Below are 17,750 nucleotides of genomic sequence, written 5' to 3' on the forward strand. Positions count from 1 at the left end.
AACTCCGGCAGGCCGTCAAAGACCGTAGATATCCGCAGGATTTAATGGTCTGGCCGCGAGGTCAAGGCCGTCTACGCAGATGGCGTGCCCAGACAGGTTTTGAAATATAGCGTCAGCATTGTGATTGGCTGGCGTCAGTTTCTCCTGAATGAAGGTCGCCGTGGGTAAGTCCAGGTTATCGGGCGGGAAACCAACCCGGTTCCGGGGCTAATTTTAACGGAAGGAGGGAAGACATTGAGTCTGAATCTTGAAGAGAAAAAAGCGGTTGTAGCGGAAGTGAGCGCGCAACTGGCAAGTGCTCAGACCATCGTAGTGGCTGAGTATCGCGGCATGGAAGTGAAAGACATGACCAAGCTGCGTGCCAAGGCTCGCGAAGCCGGCGTTTTCCTGCGCGTGTTGAAAAACACCCTGGTGCGTCGTGCTGTTGCGGAAACACCGTTTGCGGGATTGTCCGACCATCTGGTCGGGCCACTTGCTTATGGTATTTCCAGCGACCCTGTTGCGGCGGCTAAAGTGCTACATGAGTTTGCCAAAGGCAATGATAAGTTCGTGATCAAGGCCGGTGCCATGGCTAATTTTGTGATGTCCTCCAAGGATGTCGCAAACCTGGCCACCATGCCGAGTCGCGACGAATTGCTGTCCAAGCTCATGGGTACGATGCAGGCGCCAGTCGCAACGTTCGTACGCACGCTTAACGAAGTGCCGACCAAGTTCGTACGCGGACTTGCTGCTGTGCGCGACCAAAAGCAGGCTGCATAAACAGCTACAACATTATCTTAAATCCAGTTTCAAATTATTTATTCAGGAGTTGTTAAATCATGGCTATTTCCAAAGCTGAAATTCTCGATGCAATCGCTGGCATGACCGTTCTCGAACTGTCCGAAATGATCAAGGACATGGAAGAGAAGTTTGGCGTTTCCGCAGCGGCTGCCGCTGTTGCCGTTGCTGCTCCGGCTGGTGCTGCCGCTGCTGTTGAAGAAAAAACCGAGTTTGACGTCATTCTGACCGGCGCTGGCGAGAATAAAGTGAACACCATTAAAGTTGTTCGCACCATCACCGGTCTGGGCTTGAAAGAAGCCAAAGACTTGGTCGACGGCGCTCCCAAGGCTGTCAAGGAAGGCGTTTCCAAGGCTGATGCCGATGCTGTTGCCAAGCAGCTGATCGAAGCTGGCGCGACCTGCGAAGTCAAGTAAGCACTGCTGTACCGAGATCAGGCTGGCGGGAAACCGCCAGCCTTTTCCCGCTTTTAGAAGCCGGCAGATAGCAGACCGCCGATCGCAGTCTTCTACCTTCCGTCCTCTGATGCGGAAACATTCATGGAGATACTATGAGCTACTCTTTTACTGAGAAAAGACGTATCCGCAAAAGCTTTGCCAAGCGCGCCAGTGTGCTTGAAGTGCCTTTTTTGCTGGCCACCCAGTTGAATTCCTACGCAGCTTTTCTGCAGGCAGAAGTCAAGCCCGAGGTTCGCAAGAGCGAAGGCCTGCAGGCTGCATTCAGCTCGATTTTCCCGATCGAGAGCCATTCCAAAAATGCCCGTCTGGATTTCGTTAGCTATAAACTAGGTGAGCCGCCGTTTGACGTGGTGGAATGCCAGCAGCGTGGATTGACCTTCGCGGCGCCACTGCGTGTCAAGGTGCGCCTGACCATCATGGATCGGGAAGCCTCCAAGCCGACGGTGAAGGAAGTCAAGGAACAGGAAGTGTACATGGGCGAGATTCCGCTCATGACCCGCTCTGGTTCATTCGTGATCAACGGCACTGAGCGTGTGATTGTGTCCCAGTTGCACCGTTCTCCTGGTGTGTTCTTCGAGCACGACCGTGGCAAGACCCACTCTTCCGGCAAGTTGCTGTTCTCCGCACGGGTGATCCCCTACCGCGGTTCCTGGCTGGACTTCGAATTCGATCCGAAGGATTACCTCTACTTCCGTATTGACCGTCGTCGCAAGATGCCGGTGACGATTCTGCTGAAGGCCTTGGGTTACCAGCCGGAGCAGATTCTCGCTCAATTTTTTGTAAACGACACTTTCCATCTGGCCAAAAAAGGTGTGCAGTTCGAATTGGTCCCGGAGCGTTTGCGTGGAGAAGTCGCCAAGTTCGATGTTGCTGGAAAGGATGGCACTATTATTGTGCCCAAGGACAAGCGGATCACCGTCAAACATATCCGTGAAATGGAGAAAGCCGGCATCAAGAAAGTGACCGTGCCGGATGATTTCCTGATGGGCCGTGTGCTGGCTCACGCCATTGTGGACAAGGAAAGCGGCGAGATCGTTGCTAACGCCAACGACGAGATTACCGAAGAGCTTTTGGAGAAATTGCAAGCTGCAAGCATTGTCAAAATTAACACGCTCTATACTAACGACCTGGATCAGGGCCCCTACATTTCGCAAACCCTGCGCATTGATGAGACACTGGATCAAATTGCTGCGCGCGTCGCCATCTATCGCATGATGCGTCCTGGCGAGCCTCCCACAGAAGATTCGGTGGAAGCCTTGTTCAATGGCTTGTTCTTCAGCGAGGAGCGCTACGACCTGTCTGCCGTCGGTCGTATGAAGTTCAATCGTCGTGTCGGCCGCGAAGAGTTGACCGGCAACATGATCCTGGATAATGATGACATTGTTTCGGTGATCAAGATTCTGGTTGAACTCAAGAACGGTCGAGGTGAGATTGACGATATCGACCACCTCGGTAACCGCCGCGTGCGTTCTGTTGGTGAGCTGGCTGAGAACCAGTTCCGTGCCGGCCTGGTCCGTGTTGAGCGTGCCGTCAAAGAGCGTTTGTCTCAGGCTGAGTCAGAGAACCTGATGCCGCATGACCTGATCAACGCCAAGCCGGTATCCGGCGCGATCAAGGAGTTTTTCGGTTCGTCCCAGTTGTCGCAGTTTATGGACCAGACCAACCCGCTGTCCGAGATTACCCACAAGCGCCGCGTTTCTGCTTTGGGACCAGGCGGCTTGACTCGTGAGCGTGCTGGTTTTGAAGTGCGTGACGTGCATCCTACCCATTATGGCCGGGTATGCCCGATTGAAACGCCGGAAGGTCCGAACATTGGTCTGATCAACTCCTTGGCGCTGTTCGCTCGCACCAATGAATACGGCTTTCTGGAAACACCCTACCGCAAGGTGGTGGACGGCAAGGTTAGCGACAAGATTGATTATCTGTCGGCGATCGAAGAAGGCAAGTATGTGATTGCGCAGGCCAATGCCGACCTCGACAAGAATGGCAAGTTCATGCAGGACCTGGTGTCCTGCCGCCATCATAATGAATTTGCTCTGTCCACTCCGGACAAAGTGCAATACATGGACGTGGCACCATCGCAGATCGTGTCTGTGGCGGCCTCGCTGATTCCGTTCCTTGAGCACGACGATGCAAACCGTGCGTTGATGGGCTCCAACATGCAGCGCCAGGCGGTTCCCTGTCTGCGTGCCGAGAAGTCGCTGGTGGGAACTGGCATTGAGCGTACCGTGGCGGTGGATTCCGGCACCACTGTGCAGGCTCGTCGCGGCGGTGTTGTTGACCATGTCGACGCCGGTCGTATCGTGGTGCGGGTGCACGATGTTGAGGCGCTCGCTGGCGAAGTGGGTGTGGATATCTACAATCTGATCAAGTACATGCGTTCCAACCAGAACACCAATATCAACCAGCGTCCGCTGGTCAAGGTCGGCGACATCATCGCTGCGGGCGACGTAATCGCTGACGGCGCATCTACCGACATGGGCGAGTTAGCGTTGGGCCAGAACATGCTGGTGGCGTTCATGCCGTGGAACGGCTACAACTTCGAGGATTCGATCCTGATCTCCGAGCGCGTGGTAGCGGATGACCGCTATACCTCGATCCACATCGAAGAGCTTTCCGTTGTCGCACGCGACACCAAGCTCGGTCCGGAAGAGATCACCCGTGATATTTCCAACCTGTCCGAGCGCATGCTCGGTCGTCTCGACGAGTCCGGTATTTGCTATATCGGCGCCGAGGTAGAGGCGGGTGACGTGCTGGTGGGTAAGGTTACTCCCAAAGGTGAAACCCAGCTCACGCCGGAAGAGAAACTGCTGCGCGCTATTTTTGGCGAGAAGGCATCCGATGTTAAGGACACTTCGCTGCGCGTACCGTCCGGCATGTCCGGCACGGTGATCGACGTGCAAGTGTTCACTCGCGAGGGAATCGAGCGTGATGTGCGTGCCCAGCAGATCATCGATGATGAACTCAAAGGTTTCAAGAAGGATTTGGCTGACCAGATGCGCATCGTCGAAAACGATGCCTTCGGCCGGATTGAACGCCTTCTAGTCGGCAAGACCGCCAACGGTGGACCAAAGAAACTGGCCAAGGGCACCAAGATCACCAAGGCTTATTTGACTGAGGTCGAGCGCCATTCGTGGTTCGATGTTCGCCTTGCCGGTGAAGATGAAGCACGCCAACTGGAGCAGCTGAAGGAAAGTCTGGCGCAGAAACGTGTCGATTTCGATGCGATGTACGAAGAGAAAAAGAAGAAGTTGACCAGTGGTGACGAACTGCCGCCAGGCGTGCAGAAGATGGTCAAGGTTTACGTCGCGGTGAAGCGCCGCCTGCAACCTGGCGACAAGATGGCTGGTCGTCACGGCAACAAGGGTGTTATTTCCAAGATTGTTCCGATCGAGGACATGCCCTATACCGCCGACGGCACCCCGATGGATATCGTGCTCAACCCACTGGGCGTACCTTCGCGTATGAACGTGGGGCAGATCCTGGAAGTTCACCTGGGCTGGGCTGCTAAAGGCCTGGGGATCAAGATTGGCGATATGCTCAAGGCGCAGGCCAAGATTCAGGATATGCGCAAGTTCCTCGGAAAAATCTACAACACCAGTGGCAAGACCGAGGACATCGCTTCACTGACTGACGAGGAAGTGCTGACTCTGGCGCACAACCTGCAGGGCGGCGTGCCGTTCGCAACGCCAGTGTTCGACGGCGCAACCGAAGAAGAAATCAAGGACATGCTGGAACTGGCGGGCTTGCCCCGATCCGGCCAGATATTCCTGAGCGACGGACGCACCGGTGAAACCTTTGAACGTCCAACCACGGTGGGTTACATGCACGTGCTGAAACTGCACCATCTGGTGGATGACAAGATGCACGCACGTTCCACCGGACCTTACAGTCTGGTCACGCAACAGCCTCTGGGCGGTAAAGCGCAGTTTGGTGGCCAGCGTTTCGGCGAGATGGAAGTGTGGGCGCTTGAGGCTTATGGCGCCGCGTACATCCTGCAAGAGATGCTGACTGTGAAGTCGGACGATGTCAGCGGACGTACCAAGATTTACGAGAATATCGTCAAGGGCGAACACAAGATCGATGCCGGCATGCCGGAATCCTTCAACGTGCTGGTCAAGGAAATTCGCTCGCTGGCCATTGATATCGATTTGGAACGTTATTGATTTGGTGAGAGGTGAGGGGTAAGCGTAATACCACGCCATTACTCCTCACGCCTCACCCCTCACGCCTCACGGAGGTTACATGAAAGCACTGCTCGATTTATTTAAACAGGTTACTCAGGAAGAAGAGTTCGAAGCGATCAAGATCGCACTGGCTTCTCCGGAGAAAATCCGTTCCTGGTCCTACGGTGAAGTAAAGAAGCCGGAGACCATCAACTATCGCACCTTCAAACCTGAGCGCGATGGCCTATTCTGCGCCAAGATTTTCGGACCGATCAAGGACTATGAATGTCTTTGCGGCAAGTACAAGCGTCTCAAGCATCGTGGTGTAATCTGCGAGAAATGCGGCGTTGAAGTCACCCAGTCCAAAGTTCGCCGTGAGCGTATGGCCCACATCGAGCTGGCCTCCCCGGTTGCACACATCTGGTTTCTCAAGTCGCTGCCATCACGGCTCGGCATGGTGCTGGACGTACCGTTGCGCGATATCGAGCGGGTGCTGTACTTTGAAGCTTACGTAGTGACCAATCCGGGCATGACGCCGCTTAATCGCGCCCAATTGCTGACCGAGGACGACTACCTGACCAAGGTTGAAGAATTCGGCGACGAATTCCACGCCTGTATGGGTGCAGAAGGTGTACGCGAGCTGTTGCGCACCCTCAACATCGAAGTTGAGGTCGAAAAACTCCGCAAGGATTTGTCGGAAACCGGTTCCGAAACCAAGATCAAGAAACTCGCCAAGCGCCTCAAGGTGCTGGAGGCGTTCCAGAAATCCGGCATCAAGCCGGAGTGGATGATCCTGGAAGTATTGCCGGTGCTGCCGCCGGAACTGCGTCCGCTGGTGCCGCTGGATGGCGGCCGTTTTGCGACCTCCGACCTGAACGATTTGTACCGTCGCGTGATCAACCGCAACAACCGTCTGAAGCGTTTGCTGGAGCTGAAAGCACCGGAAATTATCGTTCGCAACGAAAAGCGGATGCTGCAGGAGTCCGTGGATTCCCTGCTCGACAACGGTCGTCGTGGCAAAGCCATGACCGGCGCCAACAAGCGCCCATTGAAATCGCTTGCCGACATGATCAAGGGCAAGGGTGGCCGCTTCCGTCAAAACTTGCTGGGCAAGCGCGTCGACTACTCCGGCCGTTCCGTGATCGTGGTGGGCCCGCAGCTGAAATTGCATCAGTGCGGCCTGCCCAAGAAAATGGCTCTGGAATTGTTCAAGCCCTTCATTTTCCACAAGCTGGAAGTGCTGGGTCTGGCTACGACCATCAAGGCTGCCAAGCGCATGGTGGAAGACGAAATTCCGGAAGTCTGGGACATTCTGGAAGACGTAATCCGCGAGCATCCGGTGATGCTGAATCGTGCTCCGACTCTGCATCGCCTCGGTATCCAGGCGTTCGAGCCGGTGCTGATCGAGGGCAAGGCAATCCAGTTGCATCCGCTGGTTTGTGCGGCGTTCAACGCCGACTTCGACGGTGACCAGATGGCCGTTCACGTGCCGCTGTCGCTGGAAGCGCAAATCGAGGCGCGCACCTTGATGCTGGCTTCCAATAACGTGTTGTCTCCCGCCAACGGCGAGCCGATCATCGTGCCGTCGCAGGATATCGTGCTGGGTCTGTATTACATGACCCGCGAAAAGATCAATGCCAAGGGCGAAGGTACGCTGTTCGGCACGATCAGCGAGATCTCGCGTGCCTATGAGTCGCGTCAGGTCGAATTGCATGCCAAGGTCACCGCGCGCATCAAGGAATACGAGCTGGACGAGGAAGGCAACAAGCGCGAAAAAATTACGCGTTACGAGACTACGGTCGGCCGGGCTTTGCTGTCCGAGATACTGCCTGTCGGATTGCCGTTCCCGCTGATCAACAAAGCGCTGAAGAAGAAAGAAATTTCCAAGCTGATCAACGCCAGCTTCCGCCGTTGCGGATTGCGCGAAACCGTGATTTTCGCCGACAAGCTGATGTATACGGGTTTCGCTTACGCGGCTCGTGCCGGCATCTCGATCTGTGTCGACGACATGCTGGTCCCGACAGAGAAGGAACAACTGATCGGCGCTTCCGAGAAAGAGGTCAAGGAAATCGAGGCGCAGTACACCTCCGGTCTGGTGACTCAAGGTGAGCGCTACAACAAGGTTGTGGATATCTGGGGCCGTTGCGGTGACCAGGTGGCCAAGGCCATGATGAACCAGCTCGGCACCGAGCCGGTCGTCGACCGGGATGGCAAGACGGTCTCCCAGGAGTCATTCAACTCGATTTATATGATGGCCGATTCCGGCGCCCGCGGCTCCGCAGCGCAGATTCGTCAGTTGGCCGGCATGCGGGGCCTGATGGCCAAGCCTGACGGCTCGATCATCGAGACCCCGATTACTGCAAATTTCCGCGAAGGTTTGAATGTTCTGCAGTACTTCATCTCTACTCACGGTGCACGTAAAGGTTTGGCTGACACCGCGCTGAAGACTGCGAACTCCGGTTACCTCACCCGCCGTCTGGTGGATGTGACCCAGGATCTGGTGGTCACCGAGAACGATTGCGGCACTGCCGAAGGTATGGCGCTGAAGGCGCTGGTCGAAGGCGGTGAAGTGGTCGAGCCATTGCGCGAGCGCATCCTCGGTCGCACCACTGCAGTTGATGTGGTTAACCCGGAGACCAGCGAGACCGTTTACGAGGCCGGGACTTTGCTGGACGAAGATGCAGTGGAGGCGATCGAGCAACTGGGTATCGACGAAGTCAAAGTGCGCACTCCACTGACCTGCGAAACGCGCTACGGTTTGTGTGCCAAGTGCTACGGCCGCGATCTCGGGCGCGGCTACGAGGTGAACGTGGGCGAGGCGGTCGGCGTGATTGCGGCGCAGTCCATTGGTGAGCCGGGTACACAGCTCACCATGCGTACCTTCCACATCGGCGGTGCGGCATCCCGTGCGGCGGCAGCAAGCTCGGTCGAAATCAAATCCAACGGTGTAGCGCGCTTTGCCTCCGGCATGCGCTACGTGACCAACGCCAAGAACGAACAGATCGTGATTTCACGCAGTGGCGAAGTGATCATTACCGACGACAATGGCCGCGAGCGCGAGCGTCAGAAGATTCCTTATGGCTCTACCTTGCTGGCCTCGGATGGCTCTGTTGCCAAAGCCGGCCAGGTGCTGGCGACCTGGGATCCGCATACTCGTCCGATCATTACCGAATACGCGGGTACGGCACGCTTCGACAACGTTGAAGAAGGCGTCACCGTAGCCAAGCAGCTCGACGATGTGACTGGCTTGTCCTCTTTGGTGGTTATCGATCCAAAGCGCCGTGGCACGACCCAGTTCAAGGGGTTGCGTCCACAGGTTAAGTTGCTTGATGGCAGTGGTCAGGAAATCAAGATCGCCGGCACCGAACTGCCGGTTAACATTACCTTCCAGCTCGGTTCGATCATTACGGTGAAGGACGGTCAGCAGGTCAACGTCGGCGATGTGCTGGCGCGGATCCCGCAGGAAACCTCCAAGACCCGTGACATTACCGGGGGTCTACCGCGCGTGGCTGAACTGTTCGAGGCGCGTTCGCCGAAGGATGCCGGCTTGCTGGCCGAAGTCACCGGTATCGTGTCGTTCGGCAAGGACACCAAGGGCAAGCAGCGTCTGGTGATTACCGACCTGGACGGCGTTGCCCATGAATACCTGATTACGAAGGACAAGCACGTCACCGCTCACGACGGTCAGGTGGTCAACAAGGGAGAGAGCATCGTCGACGGCCCGGCTGATCCGCATGACATTCTGCGCTTGAGGGGGGTCGAGGCGCTGGCACGCTACATTACCGATGAAGTGCAGGACGTGTACCGCCTCCAGGGTGTGAAGATCAACGACAAGCACATCGAGGTGATCGTGCGCCAGATGTTGCGCCGTGTGACCGTGGTGGACCCAGGTGAGACCCGCTTCATCCAGGGCGAGCAGGTGGAACGTGCCGACGTGTTGGGTGAAAACGAGAAAATGGTGGTCGAGGGGAAAGAGCCGGCTGTTTACGATTACATGTTGCTGGGTATCACCAAGGCGTCGCTGTCCACTGATTCGTTCATCTCCGCAGCTTCCTTCCAGGAAACGACGCGAGTGCTGACTGAGGCGGCGATCATGGGCAAACGGGACGAACTGCGTGGCCTGAAGGAGAATGTCATCGTTGGCCGCCTGATCCCAGCGGGTACGGGTCTTGCATTCCACACTGCTCGCCGCAGACAGAAGTCGGGTGAAGGTTTGGTGATGGCTACGGAGGTAATAGAAGAGTCGCCAGCAGCCCCGGAAGGCAGCGAGCTTTCGGCCTGAGGTATCCCCCATGCGATGAAATAACCGCATGGGGAGCTTGACATTTGGTCAGGGAGAAAATAGAATCCACAGTCTTTTTAGCAGTGGCTAAATTCCTGCGCCGGATTCCTTAAGAGCGCTGTGCATATATTCGGGACGGCAACGTTTGTCGTCCCCGTTATTTTTTTAGGAATGGATTATCAATGCCAACGATTAACCAGTTAGTGCGTAAACCGCGCGAGCCCAAGCCTGCCAAGAGCAAAGTGCCTGCGCTGGAAAGCAGCCCGCAAAAGCGCGGCGTGTGTACCCGCGTCTATACCACGACGCCAAAAAAGCCGAACTCGGCGTTGCGTAAAGTGGCTCGTGTGCGCCTCACCAACGGCTTCGAGGTGTCCAGCTACATTGGCGGTGAAGGCCATAACCTGCAGGAGCACTCGGTGGTGCTGATCCGCGGCGGTCGTGTCAAAGACTTGCCTGGTGTTCGTTACCATACCGTGCGCGGCAGCTTGGATACTGCTGGCGTTAAAGATCGTAAACAGAGTCGCTCCAAGTACGGCACCAAGCGCCCGAAGGCGGCTTAAAATTAATTTAAAGATTGACCCGAGGTAATTATGCCAAGACGTAGAGAAGTTCCCAAGCGTGAAGTCCTGCCTGATCCGAAATTCGGTAGTGCAGAAATTTCCAAGTTCGTAAATGTGCTGATGACGGCTGGTAAAAAGGCTGTTGCCGAGCGGATTATTTACGGCGCTTTGGAACAGATTGAGAAGAAAAGCGGCAAGAACCCGCTTGAGGTATTTACTCAAGCCCTGGGAAATGTGCGTCCTTCCGTCGAAGTAAAGAGCCGCCGGGTCGGTGGTGCCAACTACCAGGTTCCAGTTGAAGTTCGCCCGGTCCGCCGCACTGCGCTGGCGATGCGCTGGATCAAAGATGCGGCGCGCAAGCGTGGTGAGAAGTCGATGGGCTTCAGGCTGGCTGGCGAGTTGCTGGACGCAGCCGAAGGCCGCGGTTCCGCAATGAAAAAGCGGGATGAAATTCACCGTATGGCCGAAGCCAACAAGGCATTCGCACATTACAGATTCTAATTTAGCTACAGAGAGTAAGGAGACGGCGGGGCTTAGGCTGACCGCTTTCTTTTTTGTTCTTTGTGAACTTTGTGGTTGAAGGTTTTAGTAAAGGTTTTAACTGTGGCACGCAAAACACCCATTGAACGATATCGCAACATCGGCATTAGCGCGCATATTGACGCCGGCAAGACCACCGCAACCGAGCGTGTGCTGTTTTACACCGGAGTATCGCACAAGATCGGTGAAGTCCATGATGGCGCCGCCACCATGGACTGGATGGAGCAGGAGCAGGAGCGCGGGATTACGATTACTTCTGCAGCGACGACCTGTTTCTGGAAGGGGATGGACAACAATTACCCCGAGCATCGCATCAATATTATCGACACTCCGGGCCACGTCGACTTCACTATTGAAGTTGAGCGTTCGATGCGTGTGCTTGACGGCGCCTGCATGGTGTATTGCGCGGTGGGTGGTGTGCAGCCTCAGTCTGAGACTGTGTGGCGTCAGGCCAACAAGTACGGCGTGCCGCGTCTGGCCTTCGTTAACAAGATGGACCGTTCCGGCGCTAACTTTTTCAAAGTTTACGACCAGATGAAGAGCCGTCTTAAGGCTAATCCGGTGCCATTACAGGTGCCAATCGGGGCTGAAGACAAATTCGAGGGCGTAGTCGACTTGGTTCGCATGAAGGCGATTTACTGGGACGAAGCTTCCCAGGGCATGAAATTCGACCTGCGCGATATTCCGGCCGACCTGCTGGCAGTTGCCACAGAATGGCGTGAGAAGATGGTGGAGAGCGCTGCCGAGGCGTCTGAAGAGTTGATGAACAAATACCTCGAAGAGGGTGATTTGTCGGAAGCCGAAATCAAGCGCGGCCTGCGTCAACGTACTATTGGTGGTGAAATCGTTCCGATGTTGTGCGGTTCTGCATTCAAGAACAAGGGCGTGCAGGCGATGCTGGATGCCGTGATCGACTACATGCCGGCACCGACTGATATCAAACCGGTGCAAGGCGAACTGGAAAATGGCGAGATCGGTAGCCGCAAGGCGAGCGACGATGAGCCATTTGCTGGTCTGGCGTTCAAGATCATGACCGATCCTTTTGTCGGTCAGCTGATTTTCTTCCGCGTCTATTCCGGCATGGTAAAGACCGGCGACACCATTTATAACCCGATCAAGGGGAAGAAAGAGCGCATCGGCCGGATTCTGCAAATGCACGCTAACCAGCGCGAAGAACTGAAGGAAGTGTACGCGGGAGATATCGCCGCTGCAGTGGGTCTGAAGGAAGCGACCACGGGCGATACGCTGTGCGACCTGAATAAAACGATCATACTTGAGCGTATGATATTCCCCGAGCCGGTGATTCACGTTGCCGTAGAGCCCAAGACCAAGGTAGACCAGGAAAAAATGGGCCTGGCCCTGAATCGTCTGGCGCAGGAGGATCCTTCGTTCCGTGTGCGCACTGACGAGGAAACCAATCAAACCATTATTTCCGGCATGGGTGAGTTGCATCTGGAAATTCTGGTTGACCGTATGCGCCGTGAATTCGGTGTCGAGGCCAACGTGGGTGCGCCGCAAGTGGCTTACCGCGAGGCGATCAGGAAAGAAGTCGAAGTCGAAGGCAAGTTCGTCAAGCAGTCCGGTGGCCGTGGTCAGTATGGCCACGTCTGGATCAAGATGGGCCCGAACGAAGCCGGTAAAGGCTTTGAATTCATCGATGCCGTCAAGGGTGGTACTGTGCCGCGCGAATATATTCCCGCAGTAGAAAAGGGTTTACGCGAAACCCTGCCGAACGGCGTGCTCGCCGGATTCCCGGTGGTGGACGTAAAAGTGACCTTGTTCGACGGTTCCTACCATGATGTCGATTCCAACGAAAACGCGTTCAAGATGGCGGCTTCGATGGCTTTCAAGGACGGCATGCGCAAAGCCAGCCCGGTACTGCTTGAGCCGATGATGGCGGTGGAAGTCGAGATGCCGGAAGAGAAAATGGGCGACGTGATGGGCGATTTGTCTTCCCGTCGCGGCATGATCCAGGGTATGGATGACATGGTGGGTGGCGGAAAATCAATCAAGGCCGAAGTGCCTTTAGCTGAAATGTTCGGCTACTCCACTACACTGCGCTCACTGACCCAGGGTCGTGCAACGTACACCATGGAATTCAAGCATTATGCGGAGGCGCCGAAAAATGTCGCCGAAGCAATTATTAACAAGAAATAATCGTTCTTTGAGATAAAGGGAAGTCATCATGGCAAAAGGCAAATTTGAGCGGACGAAACCGCACGTAAACGTAGGTACGATTGGTCACGTTGACCACGGCAAGACAACGCTGACCGCGGCGATCACCACGATCCTGTCGAAGAAGTTTGGCGGCGAAGCCAAAGGCTATGACCAGATTGACAGCGCGCCGGAAGAGAAGGCACGGGGTATCACCATCAACACCGCGCACGTCGAATACGAAACCGCGAATCGTCACTACGCCCACGTTGACTGCCCGGGTCACGCCGACTACGTCAAGAACATGATTACCGGAGCCGCCCAGATGGATGGCGCCGTCCTCGTCGTGTCCGCCGCAGACGGTCCGATGCCCCAGACTCGCGAGCACATCCTGCTGGCTCGTCAGGTCGGCGTACCCTACATCATCGTCTACATGAACAAAGCCGACATGGTGGATGATCCTGAGTTGCTGGAACTGGTCGAAATGGAAGTGCGCGAACTGCTCTCCAAATACGACTTCCCCGGCGACGACACCCCGATCATCATCGGTTCCGCCCTGAAAGCCCTCGAAGGCGACCAGAGCGACATCGGCGAGCCCAGCATCTTCAAGCTGGCCGAAGCCCTCGACACCTACATTCCCCAGCCAGAGCGCGCCATCGACGGCGCCTTCCTGATGCCGGTGGAAGACGTATTCTCCATCTCCGGACGCGGCACCGTCGTCACCGGACGTATCGAGCGCGGCATCGTTAAGGTTGGCGAAGAGGTTGAAATTATCGGCATCAAGCCCACCATCAAGACCACCTGCACCGGCGTAGAAATGTTCCGCAAACTGCTGGATCAAGGTCAGGCCGGTGACAACGTCGGCGTACTGCTGCGCGGCACCAAGCGTGAAGACGTCGAGCGTGGCCAAGTGCTGGCCAAGCCCGGCTCGATCACCCCGCACACCAAGTTTACTGCCGAGATCTACGTCCTGAGCAAAGACGAGGGGGGTCGTCACACCCCGTTCTTCCAGGGCTACCGTCCCCAGTTCTACTTCCGCACCACCGACGTCACCGGTGCGATTGAACTGCCGGCCGGCACGGAAATGGTGATGCCTGGCGACAACATCTCGATCACAGTCGCACTGATACAGCCGATCGCGATGGAAGAAGGTCTGCGTTTCGCGATTCGCGAAGGTGGCCGTACCGTGGGTGCTGGTGTCGTAGCTAAGGTTATCGAGTAATTAAACACGTGGCGGACCTTGGTCCGCTACATCGCTCTTTTGGATAAATAATGCAAAGTCAAAAAATTCGTATCCGCCTCAAGGCGTTTGATTATCGTTTGATCGATCAGTCCGCGCTGGAGATCGTGGAAACGGCAAAACGCACGGGTGCTGTCGTTAAGGGCCCGGTTCCTTTACCTACCCGTATTGAGCGTTTCGATATTCTGCGTTCACCACACGTCAACAAGACCTCGCGTGACCAGCTGGAGATTCGTACTCACCTGCGACTGATGGACATCATCGATCCTACTGATAAGACTGTAGATGCATTGATGAAGCTGGATTTGCCTGCTGGCGTGGATGTGGAAATCAAGCTGTAATTTGTTTAATTAGTAGTAGAGCAGGCAGAATTGATACGTTGGGGAAAACTGTGTATACTTTACCGTTTTTTCAAGCGTGCCTTTTGCACCAAATGGTAAACTGACTTTCAATGCGCTAGAGCGCATGAGGGATCGCTAGCTGTTAAAACCGCCGGTCAATCGTAACCGGCCTTGTAAGAAGGATAATTGTGATGAGCTTAGGACTTGTCGGTCGCAAGATTGGCATGACCCGCGTGTTTACTGAGGACGGAACTTCCGTGCCGGTGACCGTTGTGGACGTGTCCAACAATCGTGTGACCCAGATTAAAACCCCCGCAACAGACGGCTATACTGCTGTTCAAGTGGCTTTTGGTACGCGCCGTAAGAGTCGTGTTACTCAGCCACTGGCTGGACATTTTGCCAAAGCTGGTGTTGATGCTGGCCGTGTTCTCAGAGAGTTCACGGTATCTGGCGAAGATGCTGCCAAAATGAATTTGGGCGGCGCCGTTAGTATTGACCTGTTCCAGGTCGGACAAATGGTGGACGTAACCGGTACCACACAAGGTAAAGGTTTTACTGGCGCGATCAAGCGTCACCACTTCAGCTCAAACCGCGCCACTCACGGTAACTCACGTTCCCATAATAGTGCAGGCTCGATTGGCCAGAATCAGGATCCCGGTCGTGTGTTCCCCGGCAAGAGGATGGCAGGCCACTACGGCGCTGTGAAGCGTACTACGCAAAACCTCGAAATCGTCCGTATCGATGCCGATCGCCAATTGCTCCTGATCAAAGGTGCTATTCCCGGCTCCAAGGGTGGCGATCTGATTGTGCGCCCGAGCGTAAAGGCAGGTGCATAATGGAATTGAAACTAATCAATGACCAAGGACAATCTACCGCCAGCGTAACTGCTTCGGATAATTTGTTCGGCCGAGAATTCAATGAAGCGCTGGTGCACCAGGTTGTAACCGCCTACATGGCTAATGCCCGTAGCGGTAACCGTGCACAAAAAGACCGCAGTGAAGTCGCCCACAGTACCAAAAAACCATGGCGTCAAAAGGGTACCGGTCGTGCTCGTGCCGGTATGGCATCCAGTCCTCTGTGGCGTGGCGGCGGTCAGATTTTCCCAAATCGTCCTGATGAAAACTTCAGCCAGAAGGTCAACAAGAAGATGTTTCGAGCCGGCATTAGTTCGATTCTCTCCGAGTTGGCGAGACTGGGTCGGCTCTCGGTGATTGAGAGCTTCTCCGTCGAAACGCCGAAGACCAAGGCCTTGGCACAAAAGATCAAGAGCATGGGGATGGACAAGGTGCTGATCATTACCGATGAGATGGATGAGAATCTCTACCTGTCGGCCCGGAATTTGCCGCATGTGCTGGTGCTGGAGGCGCATCGCGCTGACCCGGTGAGCATGGTGCACTACCCGAACGTGCTGATGACCCGCAGTGCGGTGAAGAAATTTGAGGAGATGTACGCATGAACGCGCCCACATTTAATCAGGAACGCCTGATGCAGGTTATTCTGGCTCCCCAGATCTCCGAGAAGAGCACCATGATTGCGGACAAGTATGAGCAAGTGGCTTTCCGTGTGGTGACGAACGCCACCAAGCCGGAAATCAAGGCTGCAGTGGAGTTACTGTTCAAGGTTGAAGTGGACAGTGTCCAAGTGGTGAACGTCAAGGGCAAGGTTAAGCGGTTTGGTAAAATTTCAGGTCGTCGCAAGGACTGGAAGAAGGCATACGTCGCCCTGAAGCCTGGCCAAGAAATCAATTTCGCAGCTGGCGAGTAGGAGAGCAACGATGGCAATTATCAAAGTAAAACCGACATCTGCGGGCCGGCGCGCTGTAGTAAAAATCGTCACGCCGGAGCTGCACAAGGGTAAACCCCACGCACCATTACTGGAAAGTCAGTCGCGCAATGCCGGCCGTAACCATCATGGCCGGATTACCGTTCGGCATCAGGGCGGTGGACACAAGCAGCACTATCGTGTAGTTGATTTTAAGCGCGACAAGGACGGTGTTCCGGCTAAAGTCGAACGTCTGGAATATGATCCAAACCGTAGCGCACATCTGGCATTGTTGTGTTACGCCGACGGTGAGCGTCGCTATATTATTGCTGCCAAAGGCGTGAGTGTCGGTACGCAAGTGGTGAGCGGTTCTGATTCTCCGATCAAGCCTGGCAACACACTGCCCCTGCGTAACATTCCGGTGGGCACCATCATTCACTGCATCGAAATGCAGCCCGGCAAGGGCGCTCAGATGGCCCGCTCTGCCGGCGCCGCTGTGCAGTTGATGGCACGTGAAGGTGCTTATGCCCAGGTGCGTTTGCGCTCTGGCGAAGTCCGCAAGGTGCATGTGGATTGCAAAGCGACCATTGGTGAGGTAGGCAATTCCGAGCATAACCTGCGCTCCATCGGTAAAGCCGGCGCGATGCGCTGGCGCGGTGTTCGCCCGACAGTGCGCGGCGTTGCGATGAACCCCGTTGATCACCCTCACGGTGGCGGCGAAGGTAAGACTGCTGCAGGTCGTCATCCGGTCAGTCCGTGGGGCACGCCAACCAAGGGCTACCGTACGCGGAGCAACAAGCGTACAACCGGCATGATTGTGAATCGCCGTCCGTCGAATAAGAGGTAACAGATATGGCACGTTCTATTAAAAAAGGTCCATTTGTTGATGCGCACCTGATCACCAAGGTGGATGCTGCACGCGCAACCCATGACAAGCGCCCGATCAAGACATGGTCACGCCGCTCCACGGTGATGCCGGATTTTGTTGGTTTGACGATCGCTGTACACAACGGCAAGATTCACCTCCCTGTGTACATTTCGGAGAACATGGTCGGCCACAAGCTGGGCGAATTCTCGCTGACACGTACCTTCAAAGGGCATGCGGCGGATAAGAAAGCCAAGAGATAAGAGAGGCTATGATGAGAGTTAGTGCTGTATTACGCGGTACCAGGCTGTCGGCGCAAAAAGGCCGACTGGTTGCCGATCAGATTCGCGGACTGCCCGTTGACCGCGCATTGAACATCCTGACCTTTAGTCCGAAGAAGGGTGCAGTGATTATCAAGAAAGTGCTGGAGTCTGCTATTGCTAACGCCGAGCATAATGAGGGTGCTGACATTGATGAACTCAAGGTCGCGACCATACTAGTGGACGAGGGTTCGACGATGAAGCGTTTCCGTGCACGTGCGAAAGGTCGAGGGGCGAGAATTCTCAAGCCTACCTGTCATATCACAGTCACTGTCGGAAACTAAGA

General features: G+C 55.4%; 15 protein-coding genes. All 15 read left to right on the top strand.

What is annotated here, in order from left to right; all coding sequences use genetic code 11:
* The first annotated feature begins 234 nt into the window (after window positions 1–234).
* The 15 genes from rplJ to rplV all read left to right on the top strand — a co-directional run bounded on the left by rplJ (window position 235) and on the right by rplV (window position 17,748).
* The gene (rplJ, locus tag SCD_RS03060) at window positions 235–759 is read left to right on the top strand and encodes a 50S ribosomal protein L10 (RefSeq protein WP_009206594.1); all 525 of its coding nucleotides are present in this window, start codon (window positions 235–237) and stop codon (window positions 757–759) included.
* Between the two features lie 59 nt (window positions 760–818).
* Entirely contained in the window at window positions 819–1,193 is a 375-nt protein-coding gene (gene rplL, locus SCD_RS03065) for a 50S ribosomal protein L7/L12 (protein ID WP_009206593.1), read from the top strand.
* Window positions 1,194–1,327: 134 nt separating this feature from the next.
* The gene (rpoB, locus tag SCD_RS03070) at window positions 1,328–5,401 is read left to right on the top strand and encodes a DNA-directed RNA polymerase subunit beta (protein WP_009206592.1); all 4,074 of its coding nucleotides are present in this window, start codon (window positions 1,328–1,330) and stop codon (window positions 5,399–5,401) included.
* Window positions 5,402–5,480: 79 nt separating this feature from the next.
* Complete coding sequence (rpoC, locus tag SCD_RS03075; RefSeq protein WP_009206591.1) at window positions 5,481–9,683, top strand: DNA-directed RNA polymerase subunit beta'; 4,203 nt, start codon at window positions 5,481–5,483, stop codon at window positions 9,681–9,683.
* A gap of 182 nt (window positions 9,684–9,865) precedes the next feature.
* Complete coding sequence (gene rpsL, locus SCD_RS03080; protein WP_009206590.1) at window positions 9,866–10,243, top strand: 30S ribosomal protein S12; 378 nt, start codon at window positions 9,866–9,868, stop codon at window positions 10,241–10,243.
* Between the two features lie 30 nt (window positions 10,244–10,273).
* Window positions 10,274–10,744, top strand: a complete 471-nt coding sequence (gene rpsG, locus SCD_RS03085) for a 30S ribosomal protein S7 (protein WP_009206589.1) — start codon at window positions 10,274–10,276, stop codon at window positions 10,742–10,744.
* Window positions 10,745–10,846: 102 nt separating this feature from the next.
* Window positions 10,847–12,940, top strand: a complete 2,094-nt coding sequence (gene fusA / locus SCD_RS03090) for an elongation factor G (protein ID WP_009206588.1) — start codon at window positions 10,847–10,849, stop codon at window positions 12,938–12,940.
* Between the two features lie 28 nt (window positions 12,941–12,968).
* Window positions 12,969–14,159 carry an elongation factor Tu gene (gene tuf / locus SCD_RS03095; RefSeq protein WP_009206587.1) on the top strand — a complete coding sequence of 397 codons (1,191 nt, stop codon included), beginning with the start codon at window positions 12,969–12,971 and terminating at the stop codon, window positions 14,157–14,159.
* Window positions 14,160–14,209: 50 nt separating this feature from the next.
* On the top strand, window positions 14,210–14,518 hold the full coding sequence (rpsJ, locus tag SCD_RS03100) for a 30S ribosomal protein S10 (RefSeq protein ID WP_009206586.1): 309 nt from the start codon (window positions 14,210–14,212) through the stop codon (window positions 14,516–14,518).
* 191 nt (window positions 14,519–14,709) lie between these two features.
* Window positions 14,710–15,354, top strand: coding sequence for a 50S ribosomal protein L3 (gene rplC / locus SCD_RS03105; RefSeq protein ID WP_009207817.1), 645 nt, complete (start codon window positions 14,710–14,712; stop codon window positions 15,352–15,354).
* Window positions 15,354–15,974, top strand: coding sequence for a 50S ribosomal protein L4 (gene rplD / locus SCD_RS03110; RefSeq protein WP_009206584.1), 621 nt, complete (start codon window positions 15,354–15,356; stop codon window positions 15,972–15,974). The genes rplC and rplD overlap by 1 nt, the downstream gene beginning before the upstream one ends.
* The gene (rplW, locus tag SCD_RS03115) at window positions 15,971–16,282 is read left to right on the top strand and encodes a 50S ribosomal protein L23 (RefSeq protein ID WP_009206583.1); all 312 of its coding nucleotides are present in this window, start codon (window positions 15,971–15,973) and stop codon (window positions 16,280–16,282) included. The genes rplD and rplW overlap by 4 nt, the downstream gene beginning before the upstream one ends.
* A 10-nt stretch (window positions 16,283–16,292) precedes the next feature.
* Window positions 16,293–17,126 (top strand): 50S ribosomal protein L2, encoded by an 834-nt coding sequence (rplB, locus tag SCD_RS03120; protein ID WP_009206582.1) that lies wholly within the window; start codon window positions 16,293–16,295, stop codon window positions 17,124–17,126.
* A 5-nt stretch (window positions 17,127–17,131) separates the two neighbouring features.
* Window positions 17,132–17,407, top strand: coding sequence for a 30S ribosomal protein S19 (gene rpsS / locus SCD_RS03125; protein WP_009206581.1), 276 nt, complete (start codon window positions 17,132–17,134; stop codon window positions 17,405–17,407).
* An 11-nt stretch (window positions 17,408–17,418) separates the two neighbouring features.
* Window positions 17,419–17,748 (top strand): 50S ribosomal protein L22, encoded by a 330-nt coding sequence (gene rplV, locus SCD_RS03130; RefSeq protein WP_041673647.1) that lies wholly within the window; start codon window positions 17,419–17,421, stop codon window positions 17,746–17,748.
* The last annotated feature ends 2 nt before the right edge of the window (window positions 17,749–17,750 follow it).

The organism is Sulfuricella denitrificans skB26 (genome assembly GCF_000297055.2).
In the GTDB taxonomy this organism is placed as follows: domain Bacteria; phylum Pseudomonadota; class Gammaproteobacteria; order Burkholderiales; family Sulfuricellaceae; genus Sulfuricella; species Sulfuricella denitrificans.